28 protein-coding genes and 2 pseudogenes are annotated in these 26,646 nt (G+C 62.7%); 19 read left to right on the top strand and 11 right to left on the bottom strand.

Going from position 1 to position 26,646, the window contains the following annotated elements; translation table 11 throughout:
- Positions 1-29: 29 nt before the first annotated feature.
- Together FJV43_RS08405 and FJV43_RS08400 are read right to left on the bottom strand one after the other, a co-directional pair.
- Positions 30-347, bottom strand: coding sequence for a metalloregulator ArsR/SmtB family transcription factor (locus FJV43_RS08405; RefSeq protein WP_239626115.1), 318 nt, complete (start codon positions 345-347; stop codon positions 30-32).
- Positions 348-618: 271 nt separating this feature from the next.
- Positions 619-1,503: an MBL fold metallo-hydrolase gene (locus FJV43_RS08400; protein WP_239626113.1), complete on the bottom strand. Its 885-nt coding sequence runs from the start codon at positions 1,501-1,503 to the stop codon at positions 619-621.
- A 95-nt stretch (positions 1,504-1,598) separates the two neighbouring features.
- Between FJV43_RS08400 and FJV43_RS08395 the strand changes: the two genes are divergently transcribed.
- From FJV43_RS08395 to FJV43_RS08385, 3 genes are all read left to right on the top strand, one after another.
- Positions 1,599-1,931 carry a metalloregulator ArsR/SmtB family transcription factor gene (locus tag FJV43_RS08395; protein WP_239626111.1) on the top strand — a complete coding sequence of 111 codons (333 nt, stop codon included), beginning with the start codon at positions 1,599-1,601 and terminating at the stop codon, positions 1,929-1,931.
- Positions 1,932-1,949: 18 nt separating this feature from the next.
- Positions 1,950-2,276, top strand: a complete 327-nt coding sequence (locus tag FJV43_RS08390; RefSeq protein ID WP_239626110.1) for a rhodanese-like domain-containing protein — start codon at positions 1,950-1,952, stop codon at positions 2,274-2,276.
- 149 nt (positions 2,277-2,425) lie between these two features.
- Positions 2,426-3,205, top strand: coding sequence for a sulfite exporter TauE/SafE family protein (locus FJV43_RS08385; RefSeq protein WP_239626108.1), 780 nt, complete (start codon positions 2,426-2,428; stop codon positions 3,203-3,205).
- 334 nt (positions 3,206-3,539) lie between these two features.
- Here FJV43_RS08385 and FJV43_RS08380 read toward each other — a convergent pair.
- A pseudogene (locus tag FJV43_RS08380) lies at positions 3,540-3,661 on the bottom strand (DNA ligase); the annotation flags it as partial.
- Positions 3,662-3,841: 180 nt separating this feature from the next.
- Between FJV43_RS08380 and paoA the strand changes: the two are divergent.
- From paoA to FJV43_RS08360, 4 genes and pseudogenes are all read left to right on the top strand, one after another.
- A complete protein-coding gene (paoA, locus tag FJV43_RS08375; RefSeq protein WP_239626106.1) occupies positions 3,842-4,492 on the top strand; it encodes an aldehyde dehydrogenase iron-sulfur subunit PaoA in 651 nt (216 codons plus the stop codon).
- Entirely contained in the window at positions 4,489-5,439 is a 951-nt protein-coding gene (locus FJV43_RS08370; RefSeq protein ID WP_239626105.1) for a xanthine dehydrogenase family protein subunit M, read from the top strand. Before paoA ends, FJV43_RS08370 begins: the two co-directional genes overlap by 4 nt.
- A 4-nt stretch (positions 5,440-5,443) precedes the next feature.
- Positions 5,444-7,708, top strand: a complete 2,265-nt coding sequence (gene paoC, locus FJV43_RS08365; RefSeq protein WP_239626103.1) for an aldehyde oxidoreductase molybdenum-binding subunit PaoC — start codon at positions 5,444-5,446, stop codon at positions 7,706-7,708.
- Positions 7,709-7,886: 178 nt separating this feature from the next.
- Positions 7,887-8,139, top strand: a pseudogene (locus tag FJV43_RS08360) (cupin domain-containing protein); the annotation flags it as partial.
- A 215-nt stretch (positions 8,140-8,354) separates the two neighbouring features.
- Here the strand turns inward: FJV43_RS08360 and FJV43_RS08355 are convergent.
- The 8 genes from FJV43_RS08355 to FJV43_RS08320 form a co-directional block, all read right to left on the bottom strand.
- Entirely contained in the window at positions 8,355-9,272 is a 918-nt protein-coding gene (locus FJV43_RS08355) for a ribokinase (protein WP_239626101.1), read from the bottom strand.
- 9 nt (positions 9,273-9,281) lie between these two features.
- Complete coding sequence (gene rpiB, locus FJV43_RS08350) at positions 9,282-9,728, bottom strand: ribose 5-phosphate isomerase B (protein WP_239626100.1); 447 nt, start codon at positions 9,726-9,728, stop codon at positions 9,282-9,284.
- Positions 9,729-9,791: 63 nt separating this feature from the next.
- Entirely contained in the window at positions 9,792-10,586 is a 795-nt protein-coding gene (locus FJV43_RS08345) for a transporter substrate-binding domain-containing protein (RefSeq protein ID WP_239626098.1), read from the bottom strand.
- 16 nt (positions 10,587-10,602) lie between these two features.
- Positions 10,603-11,361 carry an amino acid ABC transporter ATP-binding protein gene (locus tag FJV43_RS08340; RefSeq protein WP_239626097.1) on the bottom strand — a complete coding sequence of 253 codons (759 nt, stop codon included), beginning with the start codon at positions 11,359-11,361 and terminating at the stop codon, positions 10,603-10,605.
- Between the two features lies 1 nt (position 11,362).
- Complete coding sequence (locus tag FJV43_RS08335; protein ID WP_239626095.1) at positions 11,363-12,031, bottom strand: amino acid ABC transporter permease; 669 nt, start codon at positions 12,029-12,031, stop codon at positions 11,363-11,365.
- A gap of 7 nt (positions 12,032-12,038) precedes the next feature.
- Entirely contained in the window at positions 12,039-12,722 is a 684-nt protein-coding gene (locus tag FJV43_RS08330) for an amino acid ABC transporter permease (RefSeq protein WP_239626094.1), read from the bottom strand.
- Between the two features lie 10 nt (positions 12,723-12,732).
- The gene (locus FJV43_RS08325) at positions 12,733-13,632 is read right to left on the bottom strand and encodes an NAD(P)-dependent oxidoreductase (RefSeq protein ID WP_239626092.1); all 900 of its coding nucleotides are present in this window, start codon (positions 13,630-13,632) and stop codon (positions 12,733-12,735) included.
- A gap of 40 nt (positions 13,633-13,672) precedes the next feature.
- A complete protein-coding gene (locus FJV43_RS08320) occupies positions 13,673-14,413 on the bottom strand; it encodes a FadR/GntR family transcriptional regulator (RefSeq protein WP_239626091.1) in 741 nt (246 codons plus the stop codon).
- A 214-nt stretch (positions 14,414-14,627) separates the two neighbouring features.
- Here FJV43_RS08320 and FJV43_RS08315 point away from each other — a divergent pair, with 214 nt between their 5' ends.
- The 12 genes from FJV43_RS08315 (at position 14,628) to FJV43_RS08260 (ending at position 26,580) form a co-directional block, all read left to right on the top strand.
- Positions 14,628-15,164, top strand: coding sequence for a GMC oxidoreductase (locus tag FJV43_RS08315; protein WP_239626089.1), 537 nt, complete (start codon positions 14,628-14,630; stop codon positions 15,162-15,164).
- Positions 15,165-15,473: 309 nt separating this feature from the next.
- Positions 15,474-16,262 carry an SDR family oxidoreductase gene (locus FJV43_RS08310; RefSeq protein WP_239626087.1) on the top strand — a complete coding sequence of 263 codons (789 nt, stop codon included), beginning with the start codon at positions 15,474-15,476 and terminating at the stop codon, positions 16,260-16,262.
- 14 nt (positions 16,263-16,276) lie between these two features.
- Complete coding sequence (locus tag FJV43_RS08305) at positions 16,277-17,071, top strand: MoaF C-terminal domain-containing protein (RefSeq protein WP_239626086.1); 795 nt, start codon at positions 16,277-16,279, stop codon at positions 17,069-17,071.
- 17 nt (positions 17,072-17,088) lie between these two features.
- On the top strand, positions 17,089-17,481 hold the full coding sequence (locus FJV43_RS08300) for a nuclear transport factor 2 family protein (protein WP_239626084.1): 393 nt from the start codon (positions 17,089-17,091) through the stop codon (positions 17,479-17,481).
- Positions 17,482-17,733: 252 nt separating this feature from the next.
- Entirely contained in the window at positions 17,734-18,996 is a 1,263-nt protein-coding gene (locus FJV43_RS08295; RefSeq protein ID WP_239626082.1) for an ABC transporter substrate-binding protein, read from the top strand.
- Between the two features lie 60 nt (positions 18,997-19,056).
- Positions 19,057-19,866, top strand: coding sequence for a branched-chain amino acid ABC transporter permease (locus FJV43_RS08290; RefSeq protein WP_239626080.1), 810 nt, complete (start codon positions 19,057-19,059; stop codon positions 19,864-19,866).
- A gap of 6 nt (positions 19,867-19,872) precedes the next feature.
- Entirely contained in the window at positions 19,873-20,904 is a 1,032-nt protein-coding gene (locus FJV43_RS08285; RefSeq protein ID WP_239626078.1) for a branched-chain amino acid ABC transporter permease, read from the top strand.
- Positions 20,901-21,620 carry an ATP-binding cassette domain-containing protein gene (locus FJV43_RS08280; RefSeq protein ID WP_239626077.1) on the top strand — a complete coding sequence of 240 codons (720 nt, stop codon included), beginning with the start codon at positions 20,901-20,903 and terminating at the stop codon, positions 21,618-21,620. Before FJV43_RS08285 ends, FJV43_RS08280 begins: the two co-directional genes overlap by 4 nt.
- Positions 21,617-22,327, top strand: a complete 711-nt coding sequence (locus FJV43_RS08275; protein WP_239626074.1) for an ATP-binding cassette domain-containing protein — start codon at positions 21,617-21,619, stop codon at positions 22,325-22,327. The genes FJV43_RS08280 and FJV43_RS08275 overlap by 4 nt, the downstream gene beginning before the upstream one ends.
- Positions 22,328-22,482: 155 nt before the next feature.
- On the top strand, positions 22,483-23,445 hold the full coding sequence (locus tag FJV43_RS08270) for a helix-turn-helix domain-containing protein (RefSeq protein WP_239626073.1): 963 nt from the start codon (positions 22,483-22,485) through the stop codon (positions 23,443-23,445).
- 94 nt (positions 23,446-23,539) lie between these two features.
- Positions 23,540-24,946 carry an aldehyde dehydrogenase family protein gene (locus FJV43_RS08265; protein ID WP_239626070.1) on the top strand — a complete coding sequence of 469 codons (1,407 nt, stop codon included), beginning with the start codon at positions 23,540-23,542 and terminating at the stop codon, positions 24,944-24,946.
- A gap of 38 nt (positions 24,947-24,984) precedes the next feature.
- Positions 24,985-26,580 (top strand): GMC family oxidoreductase N-terminal domain-containing protein, encoded by a 1,596-nt coding sequence (locus FJV43_RS08260; RefSeq protein ID WP_239626068.1) that lies wholly within the window; start codon positions 24,985-24,987, stop codon positions 26,578-26,580.
- Positions 26,581-26,646: the final 66 nt, after the last annotated feature.

Below are 26,646 nucleotides of genomic sequence, written 5' to 3'. Positions count from 1 at the left end.
TGTCCGCGCCGAGGTGCGCGGAGACAAGCTCATCGTTTCCGAGGACGACAGAAGAGCCGGTGCAGGGTTGAAAACAGCTCTTCGACCCGGCGGTCCGCGATGCGATACCACATCGTTTGGCCGTCGCGTCGGGCAGCGACGACGCCCTCTGCCTTCAGCTTGGCGAGGTGTTGGGACAGTGCCGAGGCGGAAAGGCCGACGTCGTCGGCGAGAGCACTGGCGGCAACCTCGCCATACTCCACCAGCCTGCAGAGGATGAGCAGGCGGTGCTCGTTCGCGAACATGCGCATGAGCGCAGCCACCTCCTTGGCCTGTCGCTCCAGTTCGGTCGTGTTCAAGTGGGGCATGACAGCGGTTTCAATAGCATCTGTATTGCAGCAGTCAAACACGCTCGCACGAGCAATGTTTGCGAGAGCGTCGCGACGCAGCGAGACCAGCGACAGCTGGTGTGCCCTTGTGCGCCGCCCTGATCAACGAGTGATTTCAGGACGACAATCCCAGGTCGGAGCGCAGCTCACCAGATCGAATCGCAAAGATAGCAGCGGCACCAGATCGGAGCTGACGCTCGATGTACGATCAGGGGCCGGTGCCGCGGCATGACACGCGATTGTCTCGGGCCTATACGCAGGTCTGCGCGCCACCTTTCAGCTTCACGGGGATCGCGAGGTAGCGCACCCCGTTGGCTTCGGCCGGCGGGAATTTGCCGGCGCGGATATTGACCTGAATGGAAGGCAGCAGCAGCCTAGGCGCCGAAAGCTTGGTGTCTCGCGCGCGCCGCAAAGCCACGAATTCGTCTTCCGAAACGCCGTCCCTGACGTGAACGTTGTTCTCGCGTTGCTCGCGTACCGTGGTCTCCCACGCGAACGTATCACGGCCTGGGGCCTTGTAGTCGTGACACATGAACAGCCGCATCTCCGGTGGCAGCGCCAGCAGCCGCTTGATCGAACGGTAGAGCTTGTGAGCATCGCCGCCGGGGAAATCGGCGCGCGCGGTGCCGTAGTCCGGCATGAACAGAGTGTCGCCGACGAATACGGCATCCTCGATCTTGTAGGAGATGTCCGCCGGCGTATGCCCCGGCGTGTAGAGAACCTCGACGTCGAGTTCTCCGATCTTGAAGCGCTCGCCGTCGCGGAACAAATGATCGAAATCGCTGCCGTCGGTTTTCAAGTCGGTGGCGTTGAAGATCGGTCGAAAGATGCGCTGGACGTCCGTGATGTGCTCTCCAATGCCGATCTTCGCGCCGGTCCTCGCCTTGATGAACGGCGCGCCCGAGAGATGGTCGGCATGTGCGTGCGTCTCCAGCACCCGTTCGACGGTATAGCCGGCATCTTCAGCAGCTTTCAGCATCGCCTCAACAGATCGCGTATCCACTTCGCCCGAACTGTGGTCGTAGTCGAAGACCGGGTCGATGATAGCGGCCTTTCCCGTTGCGGGATCACCGACCAGGTAGCTTACCGTGTTGGTCGGCTCGTCGAAGAATGATCGGATGATGGGTCGTGACATGTCTGGAGCCTCCTGATGTCATCGTCCGGTTGGTCTTGACGGATATATTAGCATAAACTAAATAAGCAATATCTAAAATAAAAGAGGAAGGCCCGATGGCATCTCCAACGTTTGATCCGGAAACCTTCGAGAAGCAGGCCGTCGAGGTCGCCGCCATCTTGCGGGCGCTCGCGAATGAGCGCCGATTGATGATCCTGTGCAGGTTGGTTGAATGCGGCGAGGACAACGTCAGTTCCCTGGCTCAAGCCGTGGGCCTGTCACAATCGGCCCTGTCCCAGCACCTTGCGAAAATGCGCGACGAGGGTCTCGTCGCGTTCCGGAGGGAGAGCCAGACGCTCTGGTATTGCATTGCCGATCCGCGCATCGAACAACTCTTCGCAACGCTCTACAAGCTGTTTTGCGCGCCCGTCAGAACGAAGAGCAGATAAGCAACATAGGAGCCGATAATGTCGCTACCCACTATCAATCCCGCTCAAGCTCGTAGTCTCCTCGCGAAAGGCGCTATTCTCATCGACATCCGCGAACCGGGCGAGCACGCCCACGAAAGGATCGTGGGCGCTCGAAACCTGCCCTTGTCGAAGCTCGACGAGGCGGATCTTGCGGCGCATCAGGGCAAGCAGGTCATTTTCCACTGCAAGAGCGGCGCTCGCACGCAGATCAACGCAGCGCGGCTCGCGTCTAAACTGAACGGAAGCTGCGAAGCCTTCATCGTGGAGGGCGGGCTCGACGCCTGGCGCAAAGCGGGTCTGCCGGTTGAGAACGAGCGCCATTGAGCCTACGGCCTCAACGCCAAATGCAGATCGGTGTCGACTGATCGTCGCAGCGGTGCCGGCCTGTGGCCGTCTCGATGTGCGTGTCCTGGAATTGCGGGGGCTGCCACGTGCCGTCAGGAGTTGCATGACGGCGAATTGAGGAGTTCACAATGCTGTCGCTGACCCAAGGCGCGCTCGGCATCGCCTCCGGTTCGTTGGTCGGCTTCTCGCTGGGGCTGGTCGGCGGCGGTGGCTCTATTCTGGCCGTCCCGCTCCTAATCTATCTGGTCGGAGTGACCGACCCGCACGTCGCGATTGGGACGAGCGCCATCGCCGTCGCGGCGAACGCGGCTGCCAACCTGGCCAACCATGTCCGTGCCGGAAACGTGAAGTGGCGCTGCGCCTCCGTGTTCGCGGCCGCCGGTGTGGCTGGGGCCTTTCTCGGCTCCACTCTCGGCAAGATCATGGATGGCCAGAAGCTGCTCGCCCTTTTCGCGCTGGTCATGCTGGTAGTGGGCGCGCTGATGCTGAGAGGAAACTCCGGCGAGGGCGAGCCATCGGTAAGGCTGAGCCGGGAGAATCTGCCGAAGCTTGTTGCCTTTGGCCTCGCCACGGGAGCCTTGTCCGGTTTCTTCGGGATCGGCGGCGGCTTCCTGATCGTCCCCGCCCTGATCGCCGCCACCGGCATGCCCATATTGTATGCGGTAGGTTCCTCTCTCCTGGCGGTCACCGCGCTCGGGCTGACAACTGCGGCGAACTACGCCGTGTCCGGACTTGTGGATTGGTCTCTCGCCGGGTTGTTCATCGTCGGCGGCGTTCTCGGCGGGCTTCTCGGCGCCCGCTCCGCAACCTCCCTTGCCGGCCGCAAGGGCGCGCTGAATACGGTCTTTGCGGCGCTCATATTTGCGGTCGCGGTCTACATACTGGTCCGCAGCCTTGGCCTGATGTGACTTGGCCTGATGTGACGAGGCTTGCCCGAGCTCTTTCTCAGAGCCATCTGTCCGAGGGACAACTGCTGAGCTGTTTCGTTCTTCCAAGCATTGGCTCCCGAGATCTGCTGCCCGCAGAGTGTGCCAGCCAAGTTCCTTGTCGAGGTTCTGGATCATTTCGGGTTCGAGTTGTCCTACCGGCAGCGCTGAAGCGCTGTCGATCTGCCACGTCTGTTGCCTCAAATCGAACGGACCTTGCAGCGAGCGCGGACAGCATTAGACGCCCGTTCTCGCCGATAGTTCGTCCGCCAACGGCTCTCCCACGCGCTGTCAATGGTCCACGCGCAGTCCCTTGAAAATCGTATCGCACTTTGCCCTCCGCCGACTTTGCCCGATCGAACTCGGCGAGCAGCTTCGGCTCGACCCAAATGCCTTGTGAGAGATCCGCTTCGAGTAGGCCTGCATCTTCCGGATCACCGTTGCCGCGGTCACCGTCGCCCGGGATGTCTTCCGCAAGCCGCGGAATTGAAGGTCCCCCATTTTCCGACGTCCGGAACTGGCTTTTTGTACCAGGATTGAATCGCAATGCGAAAATTACGGAACAATTGGCCTTTCCTGCGTTGATCGTCACGTCCCTCTAGGTGATGGAATGCATCAATGTCGAAGAGCTTCGCTTTCGAGCTGTCCCGGCGGAAACTTCTTGCGGGAACCGCCGCCACAGTTGCGCTTGGCGCGACTGTTGGCAACGCCAAAGCCCAAACACCGATCGCGCAGGCTCTTGCCGCCGGCAGGCCGTCGCTATCGAAGGTTTCGTTCACCGTGAACGGCGCCGCCCGCGAATTCGAGCTCGACACTCGAACGACCCTGCTCGACGCATTGCGCGAGCATTTGCACCTCACGGGCACGAAGAAGGGCTGCGACCACGGCCAGTGCGGCGCCTGCACGGTGATCGTCGATGGACGCCGGATCAATTCCTGCCTGACCCTGGCGGTCATGCATGACGGCGACAGCGTCACGACGATTGAGGGTCTCGGCACGCCGGACAACATGCACCCGATGCAGGCTGCGTTCGTCAAGCACGACGGCTATCAGTGCGGTTACTGCACGCCTGGCCAGATCTGTTCGGCTGTGGCCGTCCTCGACGAGATCAAGTCGGGCATCCCGAGTCACGCCACCGCCGACCTCAACGCGCCGGTGGCGTTCTCCAACGCCGAACTCCGTGAACGAATGAGCGGCAACATCTGCCGCTGCGGCGCCTATTCCAACATCGCCGAGGCGATCACCGAAGTCGCCGGGAGGCAGGTATGAAGTCATTCACCTACGAACGCGCCAAATCGCCCGCCGAAGCCGCCGCGGCCGCCGCGCGTGCCCCGAAAGCCAAATTCATCGCAGGCGGCACCAATCTGCTCGATCTGATGAAGCTGGAGATCGAAACCCCGGCTCACCTCATCGACGTCAATCGTCTGGCACTCGACAAGATCGAACCGAGTCCCGATGGTGGGTTGCGCATCGGAGCCCTGGTCCGCAACACCGATCTAGCGGCCGACCAGCGCGTCAAGCGCGATTACGGCGTGCTCTCGCGCGCCTTGCTCGCCGGCGCCTCCGGCCAGTTGCGCAACAAGGCGACCACCGCCGGCAATCTTCTGCAGCGGACCCGCTGCCCGTACTTCTACGACACCAACATGCCGTGCAACAAACGCCAGCCGGGCAGCGGCTGTTCGGCGATCGGCGGCTTCAGCCGTCAGCACGCCATCGTCGGCGCAAGCGAGGCGTGCATCGCGACCCATCCGAGCGACATGGCGGTCGCCATGCGTGCCCTCGCCGCGAAAGTCGAGACCATAGGCCCTGACGGATCGGCGCGCTCGATCCCGATCGCGGAATTTCACAAATTGCCGGGCGACACTCCGCACATCGAGACGACGCTTGGTCCGGGCGAACTTATCACGGCAGTCACATTGCCGAAGCCGGTCGGCGGCAAACACATCTACAGAAAGGTCAGGGACCGCGCGTCGTACGCCTTCGCGTTGGTGTCGGTCGCGGCCGTCGTGCAGCAGGACGGGAGCGGGACCGTTGCCCTTGGTGGCGTCGCTCACAAGCCGTGGCGGGTAGAAGCCGCGGAGCGCGAACTGCAGCGCGGCGCGAGGACCGTGACGTCGGAGCTCCTCGCCGGGGCGAATCCGACCGCCCAAAACGCGTTCAAGGTCTCTCTGGTCGAGCGCACGCTCGCCTCGGTATTGGCGGAAGCGAAAGGCTGATCTCATGAAGTTCGAAACTCCCGCAACCACCAATCCGATCGACCAGTTGAAGATCGTAGGCAAGCCGGTCGACCGGATCGACGGTCGTCTGAAGACCACGGGCACGGCGCCCTACGCCTACGAACGGCACGACGTTGTCGCAAACCCCGCCTACGGCTATGTGGTCGGATCGGCGATCGCCAAGGGACGTATCGCCTCGATCGACCTCGATCGGGCCAAGACCGCGCCCGGTGTGCTCGCTATCGTCACGGCGGAGAATGCCGGCAAGCTCGACAAGGGCAATCTCAACACCGCCAAGCTGCTCGGTGGCCCGGAGGTCCAGCACTACCATCAGGCCATCGCGGTAGTTGTGGCGGAAACCTTCGAACAGGCCCGCGCGGCCGCCCAGCTTGTCCGCGTCGATTACGTCCGCGCGGATGGAGCTTTCGATCTGTCTACTCAATTGGACGCCGCGAAGCCCCAGAAGATCACCGGCGGACCCGGCGACAGCGCGGTCGGCGACTTCGCCGGCGCATTCTCGTCGGCTCCGGTCCAGCTTGACGCCACCTACACGACGCCCGACGAGGCGCATGCGATGATGGAGCCGCATGCGTCGACAGCGGTTTGGGAGGGGGACAAGCTCACGCTCTGGACGTCCAATCAGATGATCGCCTGGAATAAGGCCGACATCGCCAAGACGCTCGGGATGCCGAAGGAAAACGTGCGTCTGATCTCGCCGTTCATCGGCGGAGGATTCGGGGGCAAGCTGTTTCCGCGTGCCGACGCTCTGCTCGCGGCCCTCGGGGCTCGCGCGGCCGGCCGCCCGGTGAAGGTGGCGCTGCAGCGCCCGCTGATGTTCAACAACACCACCCATCGGCCAGCGACGATCCAGCGGATCCGGATCGGCGCCACCAAGGACGGCAAGATTACGGCGATCGGCCACCAAAGCTGGTCGGGCGATCTGCCCGGCGGCAAGGCCGATGGCGCCGTCGCACCGACGCGCATGCTCTATGCCGGTCCTAACCGCATGACCGAGACCAAGCTTGCCGTGCTGGATCTGGCCGAGGGCAATGCGATGCGCGCGCCTGGCGAGGCGACGGGCATGATGGCGTTCGAGATCGCCATGGACGAGATGGCGGAGAAGCTTGGCATTGATCCGATAGATTTCCGAATTCTCAACGACACCCAGGTCGTTCCGGACCGGCCGAATCCTCCATCATCGCAGGATCCTCAATCCGCTGCCGACAGCCATGACAAGCAGTCGTCGAGCATTCCGTTCTCGCAGCGGCAACTGATCGAATGCTTCCGCCTCGGCGCCGAACGTTTCGGCTGGAGCAAGCGCAATGCCCAGCCCGGCCAAATCCGCGACGGGCGCTGGCTGATGGGGATCGGCACGGCCGCCGCCTTCCGCAACAATCAGTTGACGAAGTCGGGTGCCCGCGTCCGGCTCGAAACGAATGGAACGGTCACTGTCGAGACCGACATGACCGATATCGGCACCGGTACCTACACGATCATCGCGCAGACCGCGGCCGAAATGATGGGCCTGCCGCTCGGCCGGGTGTCGGTTCGCCTCGGAGATTCGACGTTCCCGGTTTCGGCGGGCTCGGGTGGCCAATGGGGTGCGAACAACTCCACCGCCGGCGTTTACGCGGCATGCGTGAAGCTGCGGGAGATGATCGCGCAGAAGCTCGGTTTCAATTCCGCTGAGACCAAGTTTGCGGACGGCGAGGTGTGGGCGGGCAATCGCAGCGTGCCGCTGGTCGAAGCGGCCCGCGACGGCAGCATCAGCGCTGAGGATGCCATCGAGTACGGCGATCTTCACAAGAAGTACCAGCAGTCGACGTTCGGCGCGCATTTCGTCGAGGTCGGCGTCGATGCCGCCACCGCCGAAATCCGTGTCCGGCGAATGCTGGCCGTGTGCGCCGCGGGTCGAATACTCAATCCGAAATCGGCGCGCAGCCAGGTGATCGGGGCCATGACCATGGGAGTCGGTGCCGCGCTGATGGAAGAACTCGTCGTGGACAAGAACATCGGCTTTTTCGTCAATCACGATCTCGCCGGCTACGAAGTGCCGGTCCATGCCGACATTCCGCATCAGGAGATGATCTTTCTGGACGAGACCGACCCGATGTCCTCCCCGATGAAGGCGAAGGGCGTCGCCGAGCTCGGCATCTGCGGCGTGGCGGCGGCGGTGGCCAACGCCGTGTACAACGCCACGGGTGCGCGCGTAAGGGACTATCCGATTACGCTGGACAAGCTGATCGACAAGCTACCGGCTGTGGGCTGAGACGGAGCCGGATTTTGCAGGATCGATCTGGATAAACGACGCGATGGAGCTTGCTCGCCTGGCCGGCGGATTTCCTCACGGTCGTTGCGGCGAGCGCTGTCGCCCGAGGGTTATCTGATTTGCCCGCCGCCACGGCTGGGGGCGAGACAACACGAAGGACCGTAGACATGAACACACCCGAAGCGGTTCGCAGCCGTCTGCGAAGGGGCCCGAGCAATATTTCACCGGCAGCGTCAGGATCGACGCGCCGTTCAAAGGGAGCGGCGACGCCAGAATAAGCGGCGCCACGATCACGTTCGAGCCCGGCGCACGCACACCGCCGGCATACTCATCCACTCGGCCAGACGTTGCTCGTCACCGCGGAGCTCGGCCGCCTGCAGCGGGAAGGCGGCTCAGTCGAAAGCGTGTCGCCTGGCGACATTGTCTGTTTCTCGGCAAGATTGCCGGCTATCTGAAGTAGGCGGGAGCGGACACGTCCCGCGTTGTCAGCGCTTCGAACTCGAACGCCGCAACGGCTTGCACGTCAGAGGCTAGGCGAACCCCTCCGCCGGCAAGCGCCTCGACTCAGTTTTGATGTGCGCTAACATTTGCTCGTCTCGTACCGCCTCGGCAAATCTCCATCGCTGCCGGATCTGCTATCGGAGATTCACGCAATCGACTTTACCGCACCTCTGGCCGGCATCCCGTCCTGTGAGCCAGCCTTAAGGCATTTTAACGCAGCAGCCTCACATCCTATTTCCAAAGACTTTTGCAGCGGAACTTTCTCGCTTAGCATGGATGCGAGCGCGCCGACGAAGGTGTCGCCGGCCCCGGTCGTATCGATGGGCGTGATACTGGGAGCGGGCGCGCGCAGGCGGGTGCCGTGGCGGGTAACGGCGAGCGCGCCTTGCGCACCGGCGGTTACGATGCACGTGAGGCCACCGGCCTTCGCGAGTTCCGCGGCCGCGGCCTCGCAGTCGGCTGGGTCGAGCCCGACGGCTGCGGCGGCATCCAGTGCCTCATGCTCGTTGACGAGGAGATAGTCGGTCACGGCGAGAAGCTCCGTCACCATCTCGCGGGTCATGTGCTCCGGTACGGGCGCGAGATTCCAGATGACCGTACCGGAGGCCGCTGTTGTCCGCCGCGCAGCTTCGAGCGCCGGCGCAAAGGGCACTTCCATCTGGAGCACCAATACCGTGTCGGGGCCAAACAGCGCGGCGGGCAGGTCACTAGCACTCGCGGTCAGATTGGCGCCGCTCGCCACCGTGATCGCGTTCTCGCCGGATTGATCGACCGTGATGAAGGCGCAGCCGGTCGGCTCGTCGGTCTTGACGACGAGATTGGTGTCCACGCCGTTTGCCCGGAGGTTCTCGATCGCGCCGTCGCCGAATCCGTCCCGGCCCACGCGACCCACCATCCGGACCTGTCCCGGTCCGGCGATTCGAGCCGCCGCCACGGCCTGATTGGCGCCCTTGCCCCCGAAATGCGTCTCGTAGGACGGCGCGAGCACCGTGCGGCCGGGGCCGGGAATGACCGGCACCTGCGCGACCAGATCGATGTTGAGCGATCCGAACACCAGGATCATGGCAGGCCGTCAGCCTTGCTCGTCCATGACGCGGAGCTTCTCGACGCGGCGGCGGAAATCCTCGTCGGTGGAGAACTCGGCTGAGAGATAGGAGGAGACGAGGTCCACGGCGAGCCAGGCGCCGACGATCTGCGCGCCGATGCACATGACGTTGACGTCGTCATGCTCGACGCTCTGATGCGCCGAATGGACGTCGTGGCAGACCGCGGCACGGATGCCCTTCATCTTGTTGGCGGCGATCGAGGCGCCGACGCCGGTGCCGCACACCATGATGCCGCGTGCGGCCTCGCCAGAGGTTACTTTCTGTGCGACCGCTCGCGCGATATCAGGGAAATCCACCGGCTTGTCGTCATGGGAGCCGACGTCGACGACGTCATGGCCGAGCTTGCGGATGTGGTCGATGACGGTCTGCTTGAGCGGCCAGCCGGCGTGGTCGGATCCGATGACGAGACGCATGTAATGTCCTTCTTGATCTTGCATTGGCCGTGACAGCCGCGAGGGCTGTCACGGCGTTTGGTTTTAGCTGCGCATGTCCGGCGGCAGCTCGACGCCGTGGAATTTCTTGTAGATCGCGTTGAGCTTGCCGTTCTTGACGTTCTCGGTGATCCAGGCGTTGAGCTTGTCCATCAGAGGCTGCTCGCCCTTCTTCAGGCCGATGGCGAGGTCGAAGGTCGCCAGCGGAATTCTGGATTCGAACACGCGCGAGGGATTCTTCACCCCAATCTGGTTGATGATGGTCGCGGACGAGGCGACGCAGTCGACCTGGCCCGAGACCGCCGCCGTCACCATGGTGGCGTCGTCGTCGTAGCGGGCGATCTTGAGGTCCTTGTCCTTCATATTGGACAGGGTGGTGTCCTGCGTGGTGCCGCGCGAGACGCCGATCGATTTGTCCTTCAGGTCGGGCCAGTCCTTGACGGTCGAGGATTTTAGGCAGCCGACGTCGGATTGCAGCGTCGCATAGCGCTTGGTGAAGTCGATCACCTTGGCCCGGTCCGGCGTCACCGACAGGGTCGAGATGATGATGTCGGCCTTGCCGGTCAGGACGTTGGGGATGCGGGTCGCGCCGGTGGTCTGGATGAATTCGAGCTCGAGCCGCCAGTCCTTTGCGAGCAGCTGGGCCACTTCGACGTCGGAGCCGGTCGGCTTCATGGTGGAATCCATCATGCCCGAGGGCGGGATGGCGAGGTCGGTCGAGATGCGGATCTTCTTCGCCTTCATGATGTCGTCGAGCAGATCGGCCGACGCGGGTGTAGCCGCAATCATGATGATGCCGCACAGCGCGGCGGCGGTGCCCAGAAGTCTCTTGTTGGTCATAGTGCTCCTCTCCCTGTTATGATTTTAGGTTTCCCGTCCCCACGAATTGCGTGAGTTCTGGCGTGGTCGGCGACGTCAGGATCGAGGCAGGCCCGGTCTCGTGGACCTTGCCACGATGCATGAACACGATCCGGTCGGCGATGCCCTTGGCAAAACCCATCTCGTGGGTGACCATCACCATGGTCATGCCGTCGGCCGCGAGCTGCTCGATCACCTTCAGCACTTCGCCGGTGAGCTCGGGATCGAGCGCGGAGGTGACCTCGTCGAACAGCATCACCTTGGGCTGCATGGCGAGCGAGCGGGCGATCGCGGCGCGCTGCTGCTGCCCGCCCGACAGCTGCTCAGGATAGGCGTGCAGCTTCTCCTCGAGCCCGACCTGCGCCAGAACTTTTCGCGCGAGGTCCTTGGCCTGCGACGTCGCCGTGCCCTTCACCGCGCATGGCGCGAGCGTGATGTTCTGCTCGATCGTGAGATGCGGAAACAGATTGTAGCTCTGAAACACGATGCCGACGTCTTGGCGCAGCGCGCGCAAGTTCACATCGGGCCGGTCGACGCGATGCCCGCAGACGACGATCTCACCGCCGTCGACCTTTTCGAAACGGTCGATGCAGCGCAGTGCCGTGCTCTTGCCGGAGCCGGAGCGGCCTATCAGCGCCAACACCTCGCCGCGCGCGACGACAAAGGAGACGCCGTCGAGCACGCGGAGCGAGCCGAAACTCTTTTGCACGTCGCGGAGCGACACGATCGGTTCGGAGGAGAGGGCGTTCTGATGCATGTCAGGCCGGCGCGAGGTTGGATTGGCCGCGTCCCATCCGCCGCTCCAGCCTCTGGCTGAACAGCGACAGCGGATAGCACATGGCGAAGTAGGTGACGGCGATGATGGCGTAGATGGCGAATGGTTCGAACAGCGAGTTGTTGACGATCTGTCCCGAGCGCATCAGCTCGACGAAGCCGACGACGGAGGCAAGCGAGGTGTTCTTGATGATCTGCACCATGAAGCCGACGGTCGGCGGCGTCGCGATGCGGATCGCCTGCGGCAGGATTACTTTCATCATGCGCTGGGTCCGGCTCAGCGCGAGACCCTCGGCGGCCTCCCATTGCGGCTTCGGCACCGACTGGATGCAGCCGCGCCAGATCTCGCCGAGATAGGCCGCGACATAGAGCGTGAGCGAGGCGCCGGCAGCGGCAAGCGGCGAGACCTTGAGGCCGATCGCGGCGAGGCCGAAATAGCCGAGGAACAGGATCACGAGCAGCGGCGTGCCCTGGACGAGCTGGACATAGACGGCGCTGGCGAGCCGTAACGACTTGAGCGGCGAGATCCGCGCCAGCGCGATCACGAAGCCGACGATGCCGCCGCCAATCAGCGCGATCATCGACAGCCCGATGGTCCACAGCGCGCCTTGTCCGAGGAACATGAGATGATTGATGTTGAGATGTCCGCCCATGGTCATCTCACAATGACGTGCCGAGCCGGCGCCGGCGCGGAAACAGCACGAGGCCGAGGCCCCAGAAGCCGGCGCGCATCACCAGCGACAGGATGACGTAGAGCGCGGCGACGATGATGTAGGTCTCGAAGGCGCGATAGGTGTCCGACTGGATGTAGTTGGCGACGGCGGTGAGCTCCTCGGCCGAGATCTGCGAGCAGACCGAGGACGCCAGCATAAGCAGCACGAACTGGCTGGTCAGCGCCGGATAGACCTTCTCGATCGCCGGCAGCAGGATGATGTGCCAGTAGATCTGCAGGCGCGAGAGCGCCAATCCTTCGGCCGCCTCGATCTGGCCGCGCGGGATCGCCTCGAAGCCGGCGCGCATGATCTCGGCGGTGTAGGCGCCGACGTTGATCGTCAGTGCGGCCACGGCCACCGTGAAGGCGGAGAATTTCAGCCCCAGGCTGGCAAGGCCGAAATAGACCAGGAAGATCTGCACCAGGAGCGGCGTGTTGCGGATGGTCTCGACATAGCCTTTGCAGGCGCCCGCGATCACCGCGTTGTGCGCGCCGCGCCCGACCGCCGCGAGCGTGCCGAGCAGGGCGCCGAGCAACGTCGCGAACGCGGCCAGCTCGAGCGTGAGCACGGCGCCGGCGAGAAAGCTCGGCCAACGCTCCAGCACTGCGGGAAAGTCGAGTTGGAGGCTCATCGCCGTGGCTTCAGCCGGTGGTCTGGTTGGTCATGCGATCGTAGACGCGAAACAGGGCCTGGTTGCCGTTGCTGCCTTCGCCGTGGGCGCGCGCATCGACATATTGACTGGTGACGAGCGCAGTGCCGGGCAGGGGCACGCTCAGGGCCTGTGCGTGCTCCTGCACGAGGCGGAGGTCCTTGAGTTGCAGATCGATCCGGAAGCCGGCGGATACGTCGCCCGCGATCATCGCGGGGCCGAGCTTGTCGAGCATCCAGGAGGCCGCGGAACCGCCGAGCAGCACTCGGCGCAGCACATTGAGGTCGAGGCCCGAAGCACGGCCCAGCGCCAGCGCCTCGCAAATTGCCTGGATGTTGATGCCGCAGATCAGCTGATTGCAGAGCTTGACCGTCTGTCCGGCGCCGGTTGCGCCGACATGGGTAATGGTCGTGCCCATCGCGCGGAAGAACGGCTCGGCCTTGGCAAAGGCCGCGTCATCGCCGCCGGCCATGATCGAGAGCGCGGCGTTCTTGGCGCCCACGGGCCCGCCCGAGACCGGCGCGTCGATGAAACTGACGCCGGCCTTTTGCAGATCGGCATGGATGCGGCGGACCGCGACCGGCGAGATCGTGCTCATGTCGACGATGAGCTTGCCGGGAGGAGGCGATTTCAACAGGCCGTGCTCGCCGTAAATGGTCGCCTCGACATGAGGCGTGTCGGGCAGCATCGTGATGACGATATCGGCACCTTCAGCGGCATCCGCAGGGCTGTTGGCACGCGTTGCGCCTTCCTTGACGCTGTTCGCCAAGGCAGCCTCGTTGAGATCGAAGGCACGCACCGTATGCCCGGCCTTCAGCAGGTTGCGCACCATCTCACGGCCCATCGTGCCGATGCCGATGAATCCGACGCTTCCCTTGTCGTCTCGTCCCATATTGTCGATCCGTTTCTTTGGTTTCTTGGTTCGTCAACGATCAGCGCGAGGCGCTGGTCTTGTCGGTGTCGCCGACGACCGCGCGCCTGCGATATTCGTCGCCGATGGCAAAATGCTTGCGCAGCGTCGCATCCGCGCGCTCCGGATCGCGCGCGATGACGGCCTCGAAAATGCGGCGGTGATCGTCGATCAGATAGGTCTTCATCGACGGGAAGGCCTGCACCAACTCGCGCCGGCTGCGGTGCGAATGCGTCAGGAGGCCCGCCAACGAACCGTGCAGGACCGTCAGCGTCTCCGAATGCGAGGCGACGACGATGGCGCGATGGAATTCGAAATCGGCCATGCCGCCGGCGTCGGCTTCGTCGATGGTCTCGCCGATCTTCGCCAGCGCGCGCTGGAGCCGTTCGAAATCGGCGATGTTGGCGCGCTCAGAGGCGAGCCGGATCGCCTGACATTCGATCGCGACGCGCGCCTGCATGACGTCGTCGAGCATGTCCGCTTGCTGGGCCAGCGCGAAGGTGAAGAAGTCGTTCAGCACCGAGACGTCCGGCTGCGTCACCACGGTGCCGATGCGGTCGCGGATCTCGACGATGCCGAGCACGGTGAGGGCGCGTAGCGCCTCGCGCACGATCGGCCGGCTGACGCCGAGAAGGGTTGCCAGCTCTCGCTCGGAAATCAGGCGGTCGCCGGGTTTGAGCGAGCCCGCCAGCAGGCGCTCGCGCAGGAAGGCGAACACCTTCTCGAACCCTTTTTCGCCCTCGGCAACCCGCTTGAGCTCCATCCCTGTCTCTCTTGGTCTGATCTTGGTCAGACCAGTATGATGACCAGAAGGGGTGAGTCAAGTCTCCTGATGTGCGCCGCCGGCGCTTTTAGGGACGAGACATGAATTTCAGGTTTGCACAGCGAGACAGGTCCGCGCGCACCAGGAAGCCTGCGTGCGTCTCGAGTGCGACGCCTCGCTTAGGATGCTGTCAGGAAGCGCTGACCGTGGCGCGATGGTCGACGCTGATCGTCTCGGGACGTTTACGGATCTAGCGCGCCTTGGCGTTGTTGAGATCCTCGATCACTTCCGGCGGTACTTGATCAAGCGGCATATTGGCGGCGTCATGCACTCCATCGAACCGCTCGCGCTGCACGGCATGACGCTCAACCCATGCCTGCTTGCGCCGAAGTCGCGTGGCTGGCTGAGGTTGCGCAGCCGTGACCCGCATGCGTTACCCGAACTGGACGCCGGCGCGCTCGCGCATGAGGATGATATCGAGGTCCTGTGCGAGGGGGTGCGGATCGCACGGCGCATTCTCCGTGCGCCGTCATTGCGGGCACTGATTGCCGACGAGCTGGAGCCCGACGGGCGGCCTGTCGATGACAGCCGGAAGGGCGTCGAGGCGAAAGTGCGTCAATATGCAAAGACTGTTTACCACCCAGGGAGGACCTGCCGCATGGCAAGGATTCGCTGGCGGTCGTCGATCCGCAACTGCGGGTCCACGGCGTCAGCGGACTGCGCGTTGCCGACGTTTCGGTCATGCCGGTGATTCCGCGCGGCAATACCAATGCGGGCACCATCATGATCGCCGAACGCGCCGCCGATTTCATCCCCCGCGACACTAGCAATCGCCTGTAGGTGCACTGCAATGACGCGACTCTTGGATCGGCCGCTAGACCGGTAGCAGACTGGGCAACATTTGCGCAGGGGGGCGCTTTTGCGCTTGCCCGCTGAGCGCGCGTTTTCGTCCTACGGCGTCCGCGGTGGAGTCCAAGACGCTTGCGGCCGGATCGCGTACCCCGTCAGCGCGCCGGTCGTGGCGATTATCGGCGAACGGAAGTGCAGGGTCACGAAAACAATGAGATTTGTCGGCCGAACCGCTTTGGTCACCGGGGGTGGAACCGGAATAGGCGCGGCCGTTGCGCGACGTCTCGCGTCGGAAGGCGCGAAGGTAGCTGTCATGGGCCGGCGGCGGGAGCCGCTAAGCTCGCTGGCTGATGAGACCGGCTGTCTGGTGGTCCAGGCAGATGCCGCTGATGGAGCTGCTGTTCGGGCGGCACTGAGCGAGATTCATGGCAACCTCGGCCGGCTCGATATCCTCATTGCCAACGCCGGCGGCCACGGGGTTGGCCCAACGATCTCGATGACCGACGAGACATGGGAGCTGTCGACCCGTCTCAATCTCGACACCGCATTCGTTTGCGCACGCGAGGGGCTTCCCGATCTGATCGCGCGCAAGGGCAATATCGTAATCGTCGCCTCGATTGCCGGGCTTTTCGCCGGACCCCAGGCAGCAGGTTACGTGACGATGAAGCATGCGTGCATTGGTCTGGGCAAGTCGCTGGCGCGGGACTACGGCCGCAGAGGTGTTCGGACCAATATCGTTTGCCCTGGTTGGGTTGCCACGGCGATGGCCGACGAACAGATGCAGGTGATGGTCGAGAAGTACCGGCTCTCGTCAGTCGAGGAGGCCTATCAGTTGGTTACCAAGGATGTGCCGCTCGGTCGCCCGGCAACTCCCGAAGAGGTTTCGAATGTCATCTGTTTCCTCGCTTCGGGCGAAGCGTCTGCGATGAATGGATCGATCGTGACCGTGGATGGAGGCTCAACGGTTGTTGACCTTCCGACACTGGCCTTTGTCGATTAAGAGGGGTGTACAGGATGGAAGCGACGAATGGGCCGGCCGATTGGAAGCATTTCGACGATTTTGCCGCGGGCATTGCCACCAATCGGCTGCCGACCACCAGCGTGCTCTCGGGCCAAGCTTTGAAGATGAAGCTGCAGAACGGCCGTGCCGTCCATCTGGCCTTCGTATCCGCGGACAGGGTCGAATGGACTGACGGCGGGCAGGCGGGCGCAGACTGGTACGAGGCGATCAATGTGGCGCCGGACGTATTCTTCATCAATATGACGTTCGCGACCAGGCCGGACGAGGACGAGGCGTTCATTGTCAACGTGAAAACACGTCGCGTGCTGTCGGTACGCGAGCGCGTGCGCGCTGCAACCGAAGCGCCGGGAGAGCCGCGAGTGGTGCAGGTCTATACGCCAGGCACCATCGACGCTTCCGCTGGTCCGCCCGCTGGCGTCGAACCCGCCCCGACCCGCGATCTGATCGGAATGACCGCGCATTATGAATACAGCCCGCACCACGTTTACGAGCACGTCTATCTGAGCTCACAGCGCTATGCGTGGCAGAACCTTGTCGGTGTGCAACGAGGACACGGCGATGTCGATCTGACGACGACCTACAAATTCGATCACAATCAATACGTATTCGGCTTTCGCGAGTTCATCATCCCGGTCGCCTCGATCTTCTTCTATGATTGGGAGACGATGCGTTCGACTGGAAAATTCCTTGGTGTGACCAGCGAGGGCAGGGTCGAGAACAAGCCCGCCGGCGCATTCATCAAACTAAGATCCAAGACCATCTACGACGAAGGCAAGGAGCCGGTTTGACCGGAGGAACGGCTGGCGTGAACAGGAATTACGAGGCAATCAAAGCGCACTATGCCGCTTCGGACCGCAGGGATGTCGAGGCCATGATGGCTCCGATCACGGAGGAAACCAGGTGGACGGAGATGGCGGGTTTCCCTTATGCGGGCACCTACATCGGCTCGGGTGCCATCATTGCCGGGGCATTCAAGCGCATTGGCGAAGAATGGGACGATTATGCTTTCTCACTGGAGCGGCTGATCGACGGTGCCAAGACGATCGTCGGTATCGGGACTTACTCGGGACGATACAAGAATATCGGAAAAGCCATGACGGCGCGCGTGGTTCACGTCTGGGACATGGAGGAGAGGGCCGGGTCGTCAACTTTGAGCAGCTCACGGATACCAGGGCTGGTGGCGGAGGCGACCAAGTGATGGCTGAGCATCGAAGGGCTGGCGGTCGACCAGAGCCGGCCCGCCGCTCGTTTGTGTCCTAGCCGGACTGCGTCCGAGTCCAAGACGCGTTCCGCGGCGCCGGCCTAGTATCTGACGGTTCGGATAAAGAAACAAAGAAGGATCGCACCTGCCGTCCCGAAGCGCGCGCAGAGGGACCAAGGCTGCGACAACGAACCTTCGTGCCGAAATTTCAATATGCCCACCAAAAAGATGGGCTTGGGAGGGGAACGAATGAAGTTCAAGATCAGTATCGCTATGGTCGTGGGACTGCTGGTGGCCTGTGTCGGCAGCGCAGCCTACGCGGCAGACCCTAAATGCGGTGCCAATACCGGCAAGGCGGCGGCCGGCGAGCCGATCGTGATCGGAGGCATCGTCAGCGTCACGGGACCGGACAATTTCAGTTCCTCCGGTCAAGCTGCCGCGGCCTACTTCAAGTGCCTTAACGCCAACGGCGGCGTGAACGGACGTCCTGTCAAATATCTGCTTGAGGATGATGCCTGGAATCCCGAGCAGTCTTCCCAGGTCGCGGTCAAGCTCATCCGGGACCAAAAGGCGGTCGCGCTGGTTGGAAATATGAGCTTCGTCGATTGCGGAGCAAATCAAGGCATCTACGAGAAGGAAAACATCATGGTTATCGCCGGTGTCGGCGTGCCCCGTGATTGCTTCTTCCAGAAGAACTACGCGCCGACCAATGCCGGTCCACGGGTCAGCAACACCAAGGCCGTGATGGATGTCGCGCAATCCTATCCCGGCAAGATCAAGCGCGTCGTCTGCATCGCGCCGAATATCCCAAACCTCGGCGAATGGTCCTGCACTGGCGCCGTCGCGTGGATCAAGAAGCAGGGCGGCGAGGGCAAGATCATCACGTTCGACCCGGGCTCGCTCGACGCGACCTCGATCGTGCTCGAGGCGATGGCGTTCAAGCCGGATGTCATCAGTGTCGGTACACCGAAGGGGCTTGCTGTCCCGATTTTCGCCGCCGCGGAAGAGCAGGGTCTCGCCGACAAGGTGCACTTCACCGGTCCAGCGTCGCTGTACAATTTGAACTTTCCGCGAGCGATCGGAAAATATTGGGACGGCAAGGTCACCGTGGACATGGAGCTGAAGGCCGCCGACGCAGGGACGCCAGACATGCAGAACTGGCTCGCGGTAATGGAGAAATATGGACAAGCCTCCGATCCGCGCGACACCTTCTCTCAAGCAGGTTATCTGGCTGCTCGCGTTACGGCTGAAACGCTGCTGAAGATGGACGGGGCCAAGGTCGACCGACCGTCGGTGACCGCGGCGTTACGGAACATCAAGCGCTTTGAAAGCGACATGTGGTGCTCGCCCTGGTACGTCGGAGATGGTCCTCGCCACAACGCCAATCACGCGGGGCCCGTGTCTCTCGTCAAGGACGGCAAGCTCGTGCCAAAGCAGGTCTGTATCGAATCGGAAGATCCCGAGCTCGACGACGTGCGCGCTTACGAGAAGACAATCGGCATCGCGAAGTAAGAAATCATGCCTGATTTCACGCCCTTTCTTGTCGCAGGCCTTGCGACGGCGGCGACCTACGTGCTCTCCGGCGTCGGCATCGTGGTGCTCTACCGAGCTTCGGGCGTGGTCAATTTCGCCCAGGGCGCCGTCGGCGCCTTGGCAGCCTTCATATCCTGGTCGATCGTCGAGCGGGGCGGCCCGGCCGGCTCGTCCTGGATTGCGGGAATAGTCGTTGCGGCTGCCGTTTCGTTTTTCTACGGCCGCGTGATCGCGCCACGGCTGGCTTACAGCGATCCAATCATGCGCGCGGTGGCGACGCTCAGCTTCGCGCTGATTCTGCTGGGCTTCATGGGCTACCTCTGGGGTGAAGCACCGCGGCGGCTTCGCCTGCCCACGGACACGATGAGCTTCGAGCTGTTGGGCGTCCGCGTCACGGTGACTCGGGCGATCGCGTTCGGTCTCGGCGTTTTGGCTACGGCAACCGTCATGTTGTTTCTCGCGCGCAGCCGCATAGGACTTCAGATGCGCGCACTCGCAAGCAGTCGCGAACTCAGCGCGATGCTCGGGGTTCGCGTGTTTCGTGTCGACGGGTGGGCGTGGGTGATCTCCGGAGTGCTGGCTGGCGTCAGCGGAATCCTGCTCGCGGATTTGCAACGCCTGAGTGGCCAAGCTCTCACTTTTGCGGTGATTCCGGCAATCGCCGCCGCCGTGGTCGGGCGCTTTGCCTCGCTTCCAGCGACCGTAGCCGGCGGTCTTGCGATCGGGGTTTGCGAGGCTCTTCTGACACCGGTGCCCATCGTCGGTCCCTTTCGCACGGCGGTGCCATTTCTGTTTGCGGTCGGCGCAATGCTGTGGATGCAGCGCAGAATAACTTTCGTTTACAGGTGAGTCGACGTGACCGATCAAAGCTTGGAGGTAGCCTCGCCCATTCCTGTCGCTCGATTTCCGTTTCGTGCAGTCGCCTTGTGTGCCGGTGCGCTCGTTGGCCTGTATTTATTGCCGGCCGCGCTGAGCGACTATTGGTTGCGCACCCTCATCTCGGTATCCGCGCTGACGGTTGCAAGCCTCAGCGTCAGCTTGCTCTTTGCGCAGCTCGGCATGGTCTCGCTGGCTCAGTTCGGCTTGCTCGGGGTCGGCGGATGGTTCGCGCTGCGAATATCGCACGGCCTGGGCGTACCATTTGAGCTCGCGCTCCTGACCGGCGGGATCGCCGCCGCGTTGGTCGGACTCGTCATCGGTCTGCCGGCGCTCCGTATGCGGGGGTTGTACCTTGCCATCATCACTCTGATGGTGGCTGGCGCGATCCAGGTGTTGATCAGCGCGTTCGGGTTTCCGGACGGCGGTTCGGGAATTTTGGGCAAGAGTACCGGTACGCGCATGATGATGGCGCGTCCTTTCCTTGCGCAGAACGATGAAGCCTATTTGCGCTATGCCATTGTCGTCACCGGATTTTGCTATCTTCTCGTACTGGCGCATGTTCGCGGGCGACCCGGCCGCGCCTGGGCGATGATCCGTCGCAGCGAAGTCTGTGCCTTCGCCGGAGGCGTCAATATCGTCGCCTACAAGGTCTGGGCCTTTGCGCTCGCCGGCTTTCTTGCGGGCATTGCCGGCGGCCTGCTCGCAGGGGGCGTAGGGCAGCTCGATGCCAGTGCTTTCCCCGCCAGCCAGTCGATCATGCTGTTCGCGCTGACCATCGTCGGCGGAGCTTATTCATGGATCGGCCCGATCATCGCAGGGTTGCTGTTGCGTGCCTTTCCGGCGCTGCTGAACGATTTTCGCATCGACGGCAACATCGCGACGATGGTGTTTGGAATCGGCCTTTTGCACGCGCTGGTCACCGCTCCACATGGTGTGGCCGGACAGTTGAGGGATTTGGTCGGGACAGTTCGCGGTTTCCTGGGCGGCAAAGGAAGGGCGAGCCCATGATCGAAATCGACGATCTGACTGTACAGTTCGGGGGCGTGCGCGGACTGAGCACTTTGACTGCAAGCCTGCCGGCGCCAGTCACCGGTCTCGTCGGGCCGAACGGAGCAGGCAAGACCACGCTGATCAATGTCCTTTCCGGGTTCGTGCGGCCCACAATAGGGCGTGTCATGGTCGATGGTGAGGATCTGGAAAATATCGCCATTCATAAGCGTGCCGCATTCGGCATCCGTCGTACGTTCCAGAACGAGCAGGTGGTCGAAAATCTGACCGCAGGCGAGAATGTGGCCGCCGTGCTCGACAATGTGCCGACCGACGGCCGGCCGCGTCGAGAGCTGATTGAAGCGGCCCTGGAGTTTGTCGGTCTCGCCGCCAAACGCAATGTGCCCGGCCACAGCTTGAACGCCTATCAACGGCGCATGCTGGAGATCGCTCGCGCAACCGTCGGGAGGCCTCGGCTGGTCATGATGGATGAACCCGGGGCGGGTCTGGCACAGCATGAGAGCGAGCATCTGCGCCATATCATCAAGGAGATGCACGGGTATTGCGGGGCGCAGGTCTTACTGGTTGATCACGATGTCGATCTGATCTCGGCAACGTGCACGGCAACTCTTGTGCTCGATTTTGGCTCTGCAATTGCCTACGGCCCGACGCAAGATGTGCTTGCCGATCCGAAGGTCAGGGCAGCCTATCTCGGTGTTCTGGAGGAAACGACATGAACGCCGGCCTGGAAGTGCAGGGCCTCAACGTCGCTCGGAGCGGCAAAGCCGTTCTGCACAACGTCGATCTTACCATCTTGCCGGGAAGGATCACGGCTCTGCTCGGCGCCAACGGTGCCGGCAAGAGCAGTCTTGTTCTCACCATGGCGGGCGTTTTGCCCGCGACAAGCGGAACGATCGCGCTGGACGGTCAATCGATTGTCGGACTGCGGCCGGAGACGGTCCGTGCCGCCGGCGTTGCGGCCGTGCCCGAAGGACATCAGGTGCTCAATGATTTGAGCGTCGAAGACAATCTCAAGGTGGCGGGCAGCCATCTCACGCGTGCCCAGCTCAGATCGGCCCTCGATGTGGCGTTGGGCGCCTTTCCGGAGTTGCGTGAGCGTTTGCAGGCGCGATCCGGGAATCTCTCGGGCGGGCAGCAACAGATGGTTGCGCTCGCACAGGCGATCATCGCCAGACCGCGTTATCTTCTGGCCGACGAGCTGTCGTTCGGTCTGGCACCCGTTGTGGTCGCCCGATTGGTTCCCGTTCTGGAGAGCCTCGCCGCGCAGGGAGTTGGGGTTCTCTTGATCGAGCAGTTCACACATATCGCGCTCAAAATCGCCGACACGGCCTATGTGATGGAGCGCGGCAAGATTTGCTTTGCGGGCGAGCCACAGGAGTTGATCGGTAATCCGGAGATCCTGCACAGCGCCTATCTTGCATGAGCTTGGTTGCGCTGCATCGAGACCGCGGGAGGCGATCCGTAGGCTGCGTCCTTTCTTCCCGGGCAGCCGCGCCGAACGCCGTTGACACGGCAGGGCAGTTGCTTAACATGTTAGGAAAAGGTGCCGCCGAGACGGCCCATCCAGGGGAGGAGCGCATGCAGCTCCAGGAGTTTAGCAGCTGGACTCCCGACATCTGGAGTCCGGCTCCTTTCGACGAATGGAAAGACAGACTTCAGACCGTCTGTGGCCGCTTCAATCCACTCGGATGGGAGGAGCGCAGCCTCGTCAACGGCGGCGTAGTTCTTCGCGATGCTGCCGGTATGGAGATCGTTCAAGTCGCGACCGACGTCGAAGTGGTTCGCCGCGAGCAGCATGACATTCGCCTCGACTATGGCGAATATTTCTTCCTTTTGGTCCAGCTGCAAGGCATGTGTGGGATCGAGCAGCAGGGGCAACAGAGTATCATCTCGCCGGGGGACTGCATCCTGGTTGACTCTTCGCTGCCGTCGAACTTCTACTTCAATGGCCAGTTCAGCAACCATCTGTCAGTGCACCTGCCGCGGCAATTGCTGCTCGCGGAGAAGCCCAACGACTTCGACGTGTCCCGGCGCCTGGGTGCGGAGGACCCGATGTCGATCATGCTGCGGGCGCTCGTCGCCAAGATGTTGCAGACGCCGGCGACCCATAAACGTTCTGGTGAATTGCGGCACCTCTTCCTGCAAGCGACGCGTCAGGCCTTCGCGGCAGATGCGCCGGATGCGCCGTTATTCCCGAAAGAGCGTGCCTCCGGTCGGCTGGAATTCGCGCACGTGCTCGTCGACCGCCACCTCACGGCCGAGTGGCTGACGCCGCAATGGCTCGCCAACCGGCTTGGTGTTTCCATGCGCACGCTCCAAGAGGACTTCAATACTGTCGGGACGACAGTCACCAGCTTCATCCGCGATCGCCGGTTGCGCCTGGCAAGGGAGCGGCTTGTGGAGAAGCAACGCGGCGGCGCCGATGAGGGCACCACCATCGCCGAAATCGCTTTTTCGTCCGGCTTTAACGATATTTCCTACTTCAATCGCTGTTTCAAGAAGGCCTTCGATTGCTCGCCAAAGGACGTTGTGCGCAAATAGGCTTGCGCTTTCGTCCAACTGAAGCCGCGCTCTTTTCCAAGACAGCCCAGGCGAGATCGTCTTTGCTCGACCATACAAGTTGGGAGAGCTTTGCATGCAGCGCTGGAGCTTGCTTATCGATGGTCGCAAGGTCGAGACCGACGGCCTTCAGGACGTGATCAACCCGTCCACCGGCAGCGTTGTCGGTGCTATGCCGGTTGGCACTGCGAGGGACCTCGACGCTGCCGTGGCGGCCGCGTCAAGGGCCTTCTCGGTCTGGAAAGAGGTTCCTGATAGCGAGCGTGCCGAAGCGTGCCGCGCGGTCGCGAAGACAATCGACGCCCATTCCGAGGAACTGGCGCGCTTGCTCACCCTCGAGCAGGGTAAGCCGATGAATGGGTTGGGATCGCGATTCGAAATCGGCGGTGCCGTTGCCTGGACACGCTACACCGCCGACTTGTCCCTGCCTGTCGAAGTCTTGCAGGACGGGGACGAGGGACGCGTTGAGCTTCATCGCAAGCCGATCGGTGTGGTCGGTTCGATCACTCCCTGGAACTGGCCGGTGATGATCGCGTGCTGGCATATCGTTCCGGCAATACGCGCGGGCAATACGGTCGTCATCAAGCCTTCGCCATTGACTCCGCTCAGCACCATCCGGCTCGTCGAACTCATCAACCAAGAGCTGCCGCCAGGCGTGGTGAACGTCGTCACCGGCGAGAGCGAAATCGGCAGCCTGATGTCGTCGCATCCCGGGATCGCGAAGGTGACCTTCACAGGGTCGACCGCGACGGGACGCAAGATCATGCAGAATGCCGCAGGCACGCTGAAGCGGCTGACGCTGGAGCTCGGCGGCAATGATGCCGGGATCGTACTGCCCGACGCCCAGCCGAAGAAGATCGTCGAGGGGCTATTCTGGGGCGCCTTCATCAATTGCGGACAGACCTGTGCCGCGCTGAAGCGGCTATACGTTCACGACAGCCTCTACGACGAGGTGTGCCGCGAACTCACGGCCTACGCGAAGCAGGTCGTCGTCGGCGACGGACTGTCCGACAGCTCGACGCTCGGTCCGGTTCAGAACCGCCGCCAATTCGAGATCGTCTCGTCGTTCGTCAAGGAGGCGCGCGAAAAGGGCGGTCGCGTGCTGATCGGCGGAGATCCAACGGATGGACCGGGATGGTTCTACCCGGTGACACTCGTTGCCGATGTGGATCATGGCTGTCGCCTGGTCGATGAAGAGCAATTCGGACCAGCGCTGCCGATCATTCGCTACAGCGACCTCGACGAGGCGGTAGGGAAAGCGAATGCCAGCTCGATGGGGCTTGGCGGCTCTGTCTGGGGGACCGATCCCGAGACGACGAAGCGTGTCGCACAGCGGATCGAAGCCGGTTCAGTGTGGATCAACAAGCATGGTGCAATTCAACCCAACGCGCCGTTCGGCGGCGTCAAGCAGTCGGGCTTCGGGGTCGAATTTGGTCTGGAAGGACTGAAGGAAGTTACGACGGTCCAGACCGTGTTCTGCTGACGCAGGTCTGAAGACAGTCGTCCTTCGGGGGAGGGGACATGCAGGAATACGACTATATCATCGTAGGCGGCGGATCGGCCGGGTGCGTTTTGGCGTCACGCCTGTCGGAGGACCCGCGCAGTCGCGTCCTGCTGATCGAAAGCGGGCAGCGCGACACCGACAAGTACATCCACATACCCGCGACGTTCTTCAAGGTCTTGGAGAAGGGACGGGATGCCCTGTTCTATGCTTCCGAACCCGAGAAGGGGCTGAATGGACGTCCATCGATCGTGCCGCAGGGTCATGTGCTTGGCGGCGGCAGTTCGGTCAACGCGATGGTCTACATTCGCGGTTCGCGCCAGGATTACGACACCTGGGCGCAGATGGGGTGTCGACACTGGAGCTACGAGAAGATTCTTCCAGTTTTCCGCGATCTCGAGAATAACCAGCGCCTGTCCGGCGAATATCACGGCACTGAAGGTGAGCTTACGGTGTCCGACCGGGCTTACGGTCATCCCCTGTCCTGGGCTTTCATCCGCGCTGCTCAGGAAGTTGGAATTCCCTACAACGAAGATTTCAACGGCGCCCGGCAGGAGGGGGTGGGTTTCTATCAGACTACGACAAGCCGCGGCCGCCGTCGCAGCTCCGCCGAGGCCTTTCTACGCAAGGCGGAGGGGCGTACCAATCTGACGATCCGCATCGCGACCCGCGTTCACAAGGTCGTTCTTGAAGGACGAACTGCGACCGGCGTGAAGCTCGACGACGGCTCGACGGTGAAGGCGCGGCGGGAGGTGATCCTCGCGGCAGGCGCGCTTGCCACGCCGAAGATCCTGCAACTCTCCGGTATCGGGCCGGCTGCGCATTTGCGTCAGCACGGTATCGATGTCGTCGCGGACCTGCCCGGGGTCGGCGAAAATTATCAGGACCATCTCGAGGCGACCGTTCAATGCGAGATTAAGGACCCGATTTCGATATTCGGCGAAGACAAAGGTCTGCGCGCGGCGTCGCACATGTTGCAATATTTTTTGACCAAGACCGGACTATTGACGTCGACCGTCGTGGAGTCCGGAGGTTTTGCCGACACCGCGGGCACCGGCGAGCCGGACATCCAGTTTCACGTGCTGCCGACATTTGTCGGGTTTGCCGATCGCACGCCGGATCCGGGCCATGGCATCTCGATCGGTCCCTGTGTCTTGCGTCCGCAGTCGCGGGGAACTGTTCGCTTGCGGTCGTCCAATCCGGCCGACTCCGCGCTGTTCGTCGCCAATTCGCTCGCCGAGCAAGCGGATGTCGACACCCTCGTGCGTGGCGTCGAGCTGAGTATCCGGATATCGCAAGCGCCCTCGCTTGCGCATCTCGTGAAGCGGCGCGTCTTGCCAAAGCCCGGGCTTGAAGATGACAAGGAGGCACTCCGCGACTACGTGCGCGGGATTTCGAAGACAGTCTTCCATCCTTCAGGCACGGCGAAGATGGGCCCTCCGGAGGACGCGATGGCGGTCGTTTCAGAAGACCTCAAGGTGCGCGGCATCGACGGTCTGCGCGTGGCGGACGCTTCGATCATGCCGCGGCTGGTCTCCGGCAACACGAACGCGCCAACGATGATGATCGGCGAAAGAGCGGCCCGGTTCATCTTGGGCAAGGATCGCGCAGCGTAGCATCACCGGAATGCAGCACGGGCTGACTGCGGCGCGCACCAACCAGCTCGAGCGTTTCATTGCTGA

Source organism: Bradyrhizobium sp. I71 (genome assembly GCF_022354745.1).
Lineage (GTDB): Bacteria > Pseudomonadota > Alphaproteobacteria > Rhizobiales > Xanthobacteraceae > Bradyrhizobium > Bradyrhizobium liaoningense.
The sequence above is the reverse complement of the archived record's forward strand: the minus strand, read 5'-3'. Positions and strand labels throughout refer to the sequence as shown.

What these genes read in the sequence shown, in the direction of transcription:
- FJV43_RS08405 (WP_239626115.1), bottom strand. Translation starts at nt 347, where the DNA reads ATGCCCCACTTGAACACGACCGAACTGGAGCGACAGGCCAAGGAGGTG.
- FJV43_RS08400 (WP_239626113.1), bottom strand. Translation starts at nt 1,503, where the DNA reads ATGTCACGACCCATCATCCGATCATTCTTCGACGAGCCGACCAACACG.
- FJV43_RS08395 (WP_239626111.1), top strand. Translation starts at nt 1,599, where the DNA reads ATGGCATCTCCAACGTTTGATCCGGAAACCTTCGAGAAGCAGGCCGTC.
- FJV43_RS08390 (WP_239626110.1), top strand. Translation starts at nt 1,950, where the DNA reads ATGTCGCTACCCACTATCAATCCCGCTCAAGCTCGTAGTCTCCTCGCG.
- FJV43_RS08385 (WP_239626108.1), top strand. Translation starts at nt 2,426, where the DNA reads ATGCTGTCGCTGACCCAAGGCGCGCTCGGCATCGCCTCCGGTTCGTTG.
- paoA (WP_239626106.1), top strand. Translation starts at nt 3,842, where the DNA reads ATGTCGAAGAGCTTCGCTTTCGAGCTGTCCCGGCGGAAACTTCTTGCG.
- FJV43_RS08370 (WP_239626105.1), top strand. Translation starts at nt 4,489, where the DNA reads ATGAAGTCATTCACCTACGAACGCGCCAAATCGCCCGCCGAAGCCGCC.
- paoC (WP_239626103.1), top strand. Translation starts at nt 5,444, where the DNA reads ATGAAGTTCGAAACTCCCGCAACCACCAATCCGATCGACCAGTTGAAG.
- FJV43_RS08355 (WP_239626101.1), bottom strand. Translation starts at nt 9,272, where the DNA reads ATGATCCTGGTGTTCGGATCGCTCAACATCGATCTGGTCGCGCAGGTG.
- rpiB (WP_239626100.1), bottom strand. Translation starts at nt 9,728, where the DNA reads ATGCGTCTCGTCATCGGATCCGACCACGCCGGCTGGCCGCTCAAGCAG.
- FJV43_RS08345 (WP_239626098.1), bottom strand. Translation starts at nt 10,586, where the DNA reads ATGACCAACAAGAGACTTCTGGGCACCGCCGCCGCGCTGTGCGGCATC.
- FJV43_RS08340 (WP_239626097.1), bottom strand. Translation starts at nt 11,361, where the DNA reads ATGCATCAGAACGCCCTCTCCTCCGAACCGATCGTGTCGCTCCGCGAC.
- FJV43_RS08335 (WP_239626095.1), bottom strand. Translation starts at nt 12,031, where the DNA reads ATGGGCGGACATCTCAACATCAATCATCTCATGTTCCTCGGACAAGGC.
- FJV43_RS08330 (WP_239626094.1), bottom strand. Translation starts at nt 12,722, where the DNA reads ATGAGCCTCCAACTCGACTTTCCCGCAGTGCTGGAGCGTTGGCCGAGC.
- FJV43_RS08325 (WP_239626092.1), bottom strand. Translation starts at nt 13,632, where the DNA reads ATGGGACGAGACGACAAGGGAAGCGTCGGATTCATCGGCATCGGCACG.
- FJV43_RS08320 (WP_239626091.1), bottom strand. Translation starts at nt 14,413, where the DNA reads ATGGAGCTCAAGCGGGTTGCCGAGGGCGAAAAAGGGTTCGAGAAGGTG.
- FJV43_RS08315 (WP_239626089.1), top strand. Translation starts at nt 14,628, where the DNA reads ATGGTCGACGCTGATCGTCTCGGGACGTTTACGGATCTAGCGCGCCTT.
- FJV43_RS08310 (WP_239626087.1), top strand. Translation starts at nt 15,474, where the DNA reads ATGAGATTTGTCGGCCGAACCGCTTTGGTCACCGGGGGTGGAACCGGA.
- FJV43_RS08305 (WP_239626086.1), top strand. Translation starts at nt 16,277, where the DNA reads ATGGAAGCGACGAATGGGCCGGCCGATTGGAAGCATTTCGACGATTTT.
- FJV43_RS08295 (WP_239626082.1), top strand. Translation starts at nt 17,734, where the DNA reads ATGAAGTTCAAGATCAGTATCGCTATGGTCGTGGGACTGCTGGTGGCC.
- FJV43_RS08280 (WP_239626077.1), top strand. Translation starts at nt 20,901, where the DNA reads ATGATCGAAATCGACGATCTGACTGTACAGTTCGGGGGCGTGCGCGGA.
- FJV43_RS08275 (WP_239626074.1), top strand. Translation starts at nt 21,617, where the DNA reads ATGAACGCCGGCCTGGAAGTGCAGGGCCTCAACGTCGCTCGGAGCGGC.
- FJV43_RS08270 (WP_239626073.1), top strand. Translation starts at nt 22,483, where the DNA reads ATGCAGCTCCAGGAGTTTAGCAGCTGGACTCCCGACATCTGGAGTCCG.
- FJV43_RS08265 (WP_239626070.1), top strand. Translation starts at nt 23,540, where the DNA reads ATGCAGCGCTGGAGCTTGCTTATCGATGGTCGCAAGGTCGAGACCGAC.
- FJV43_RS08260 (WP_239626068.1), top strand. Translation starts at nt 24,985, where the DNA reads ATGCAGGAATACGACTATATCATCGTAGGCGGCGGATCGGCCGGGTGC.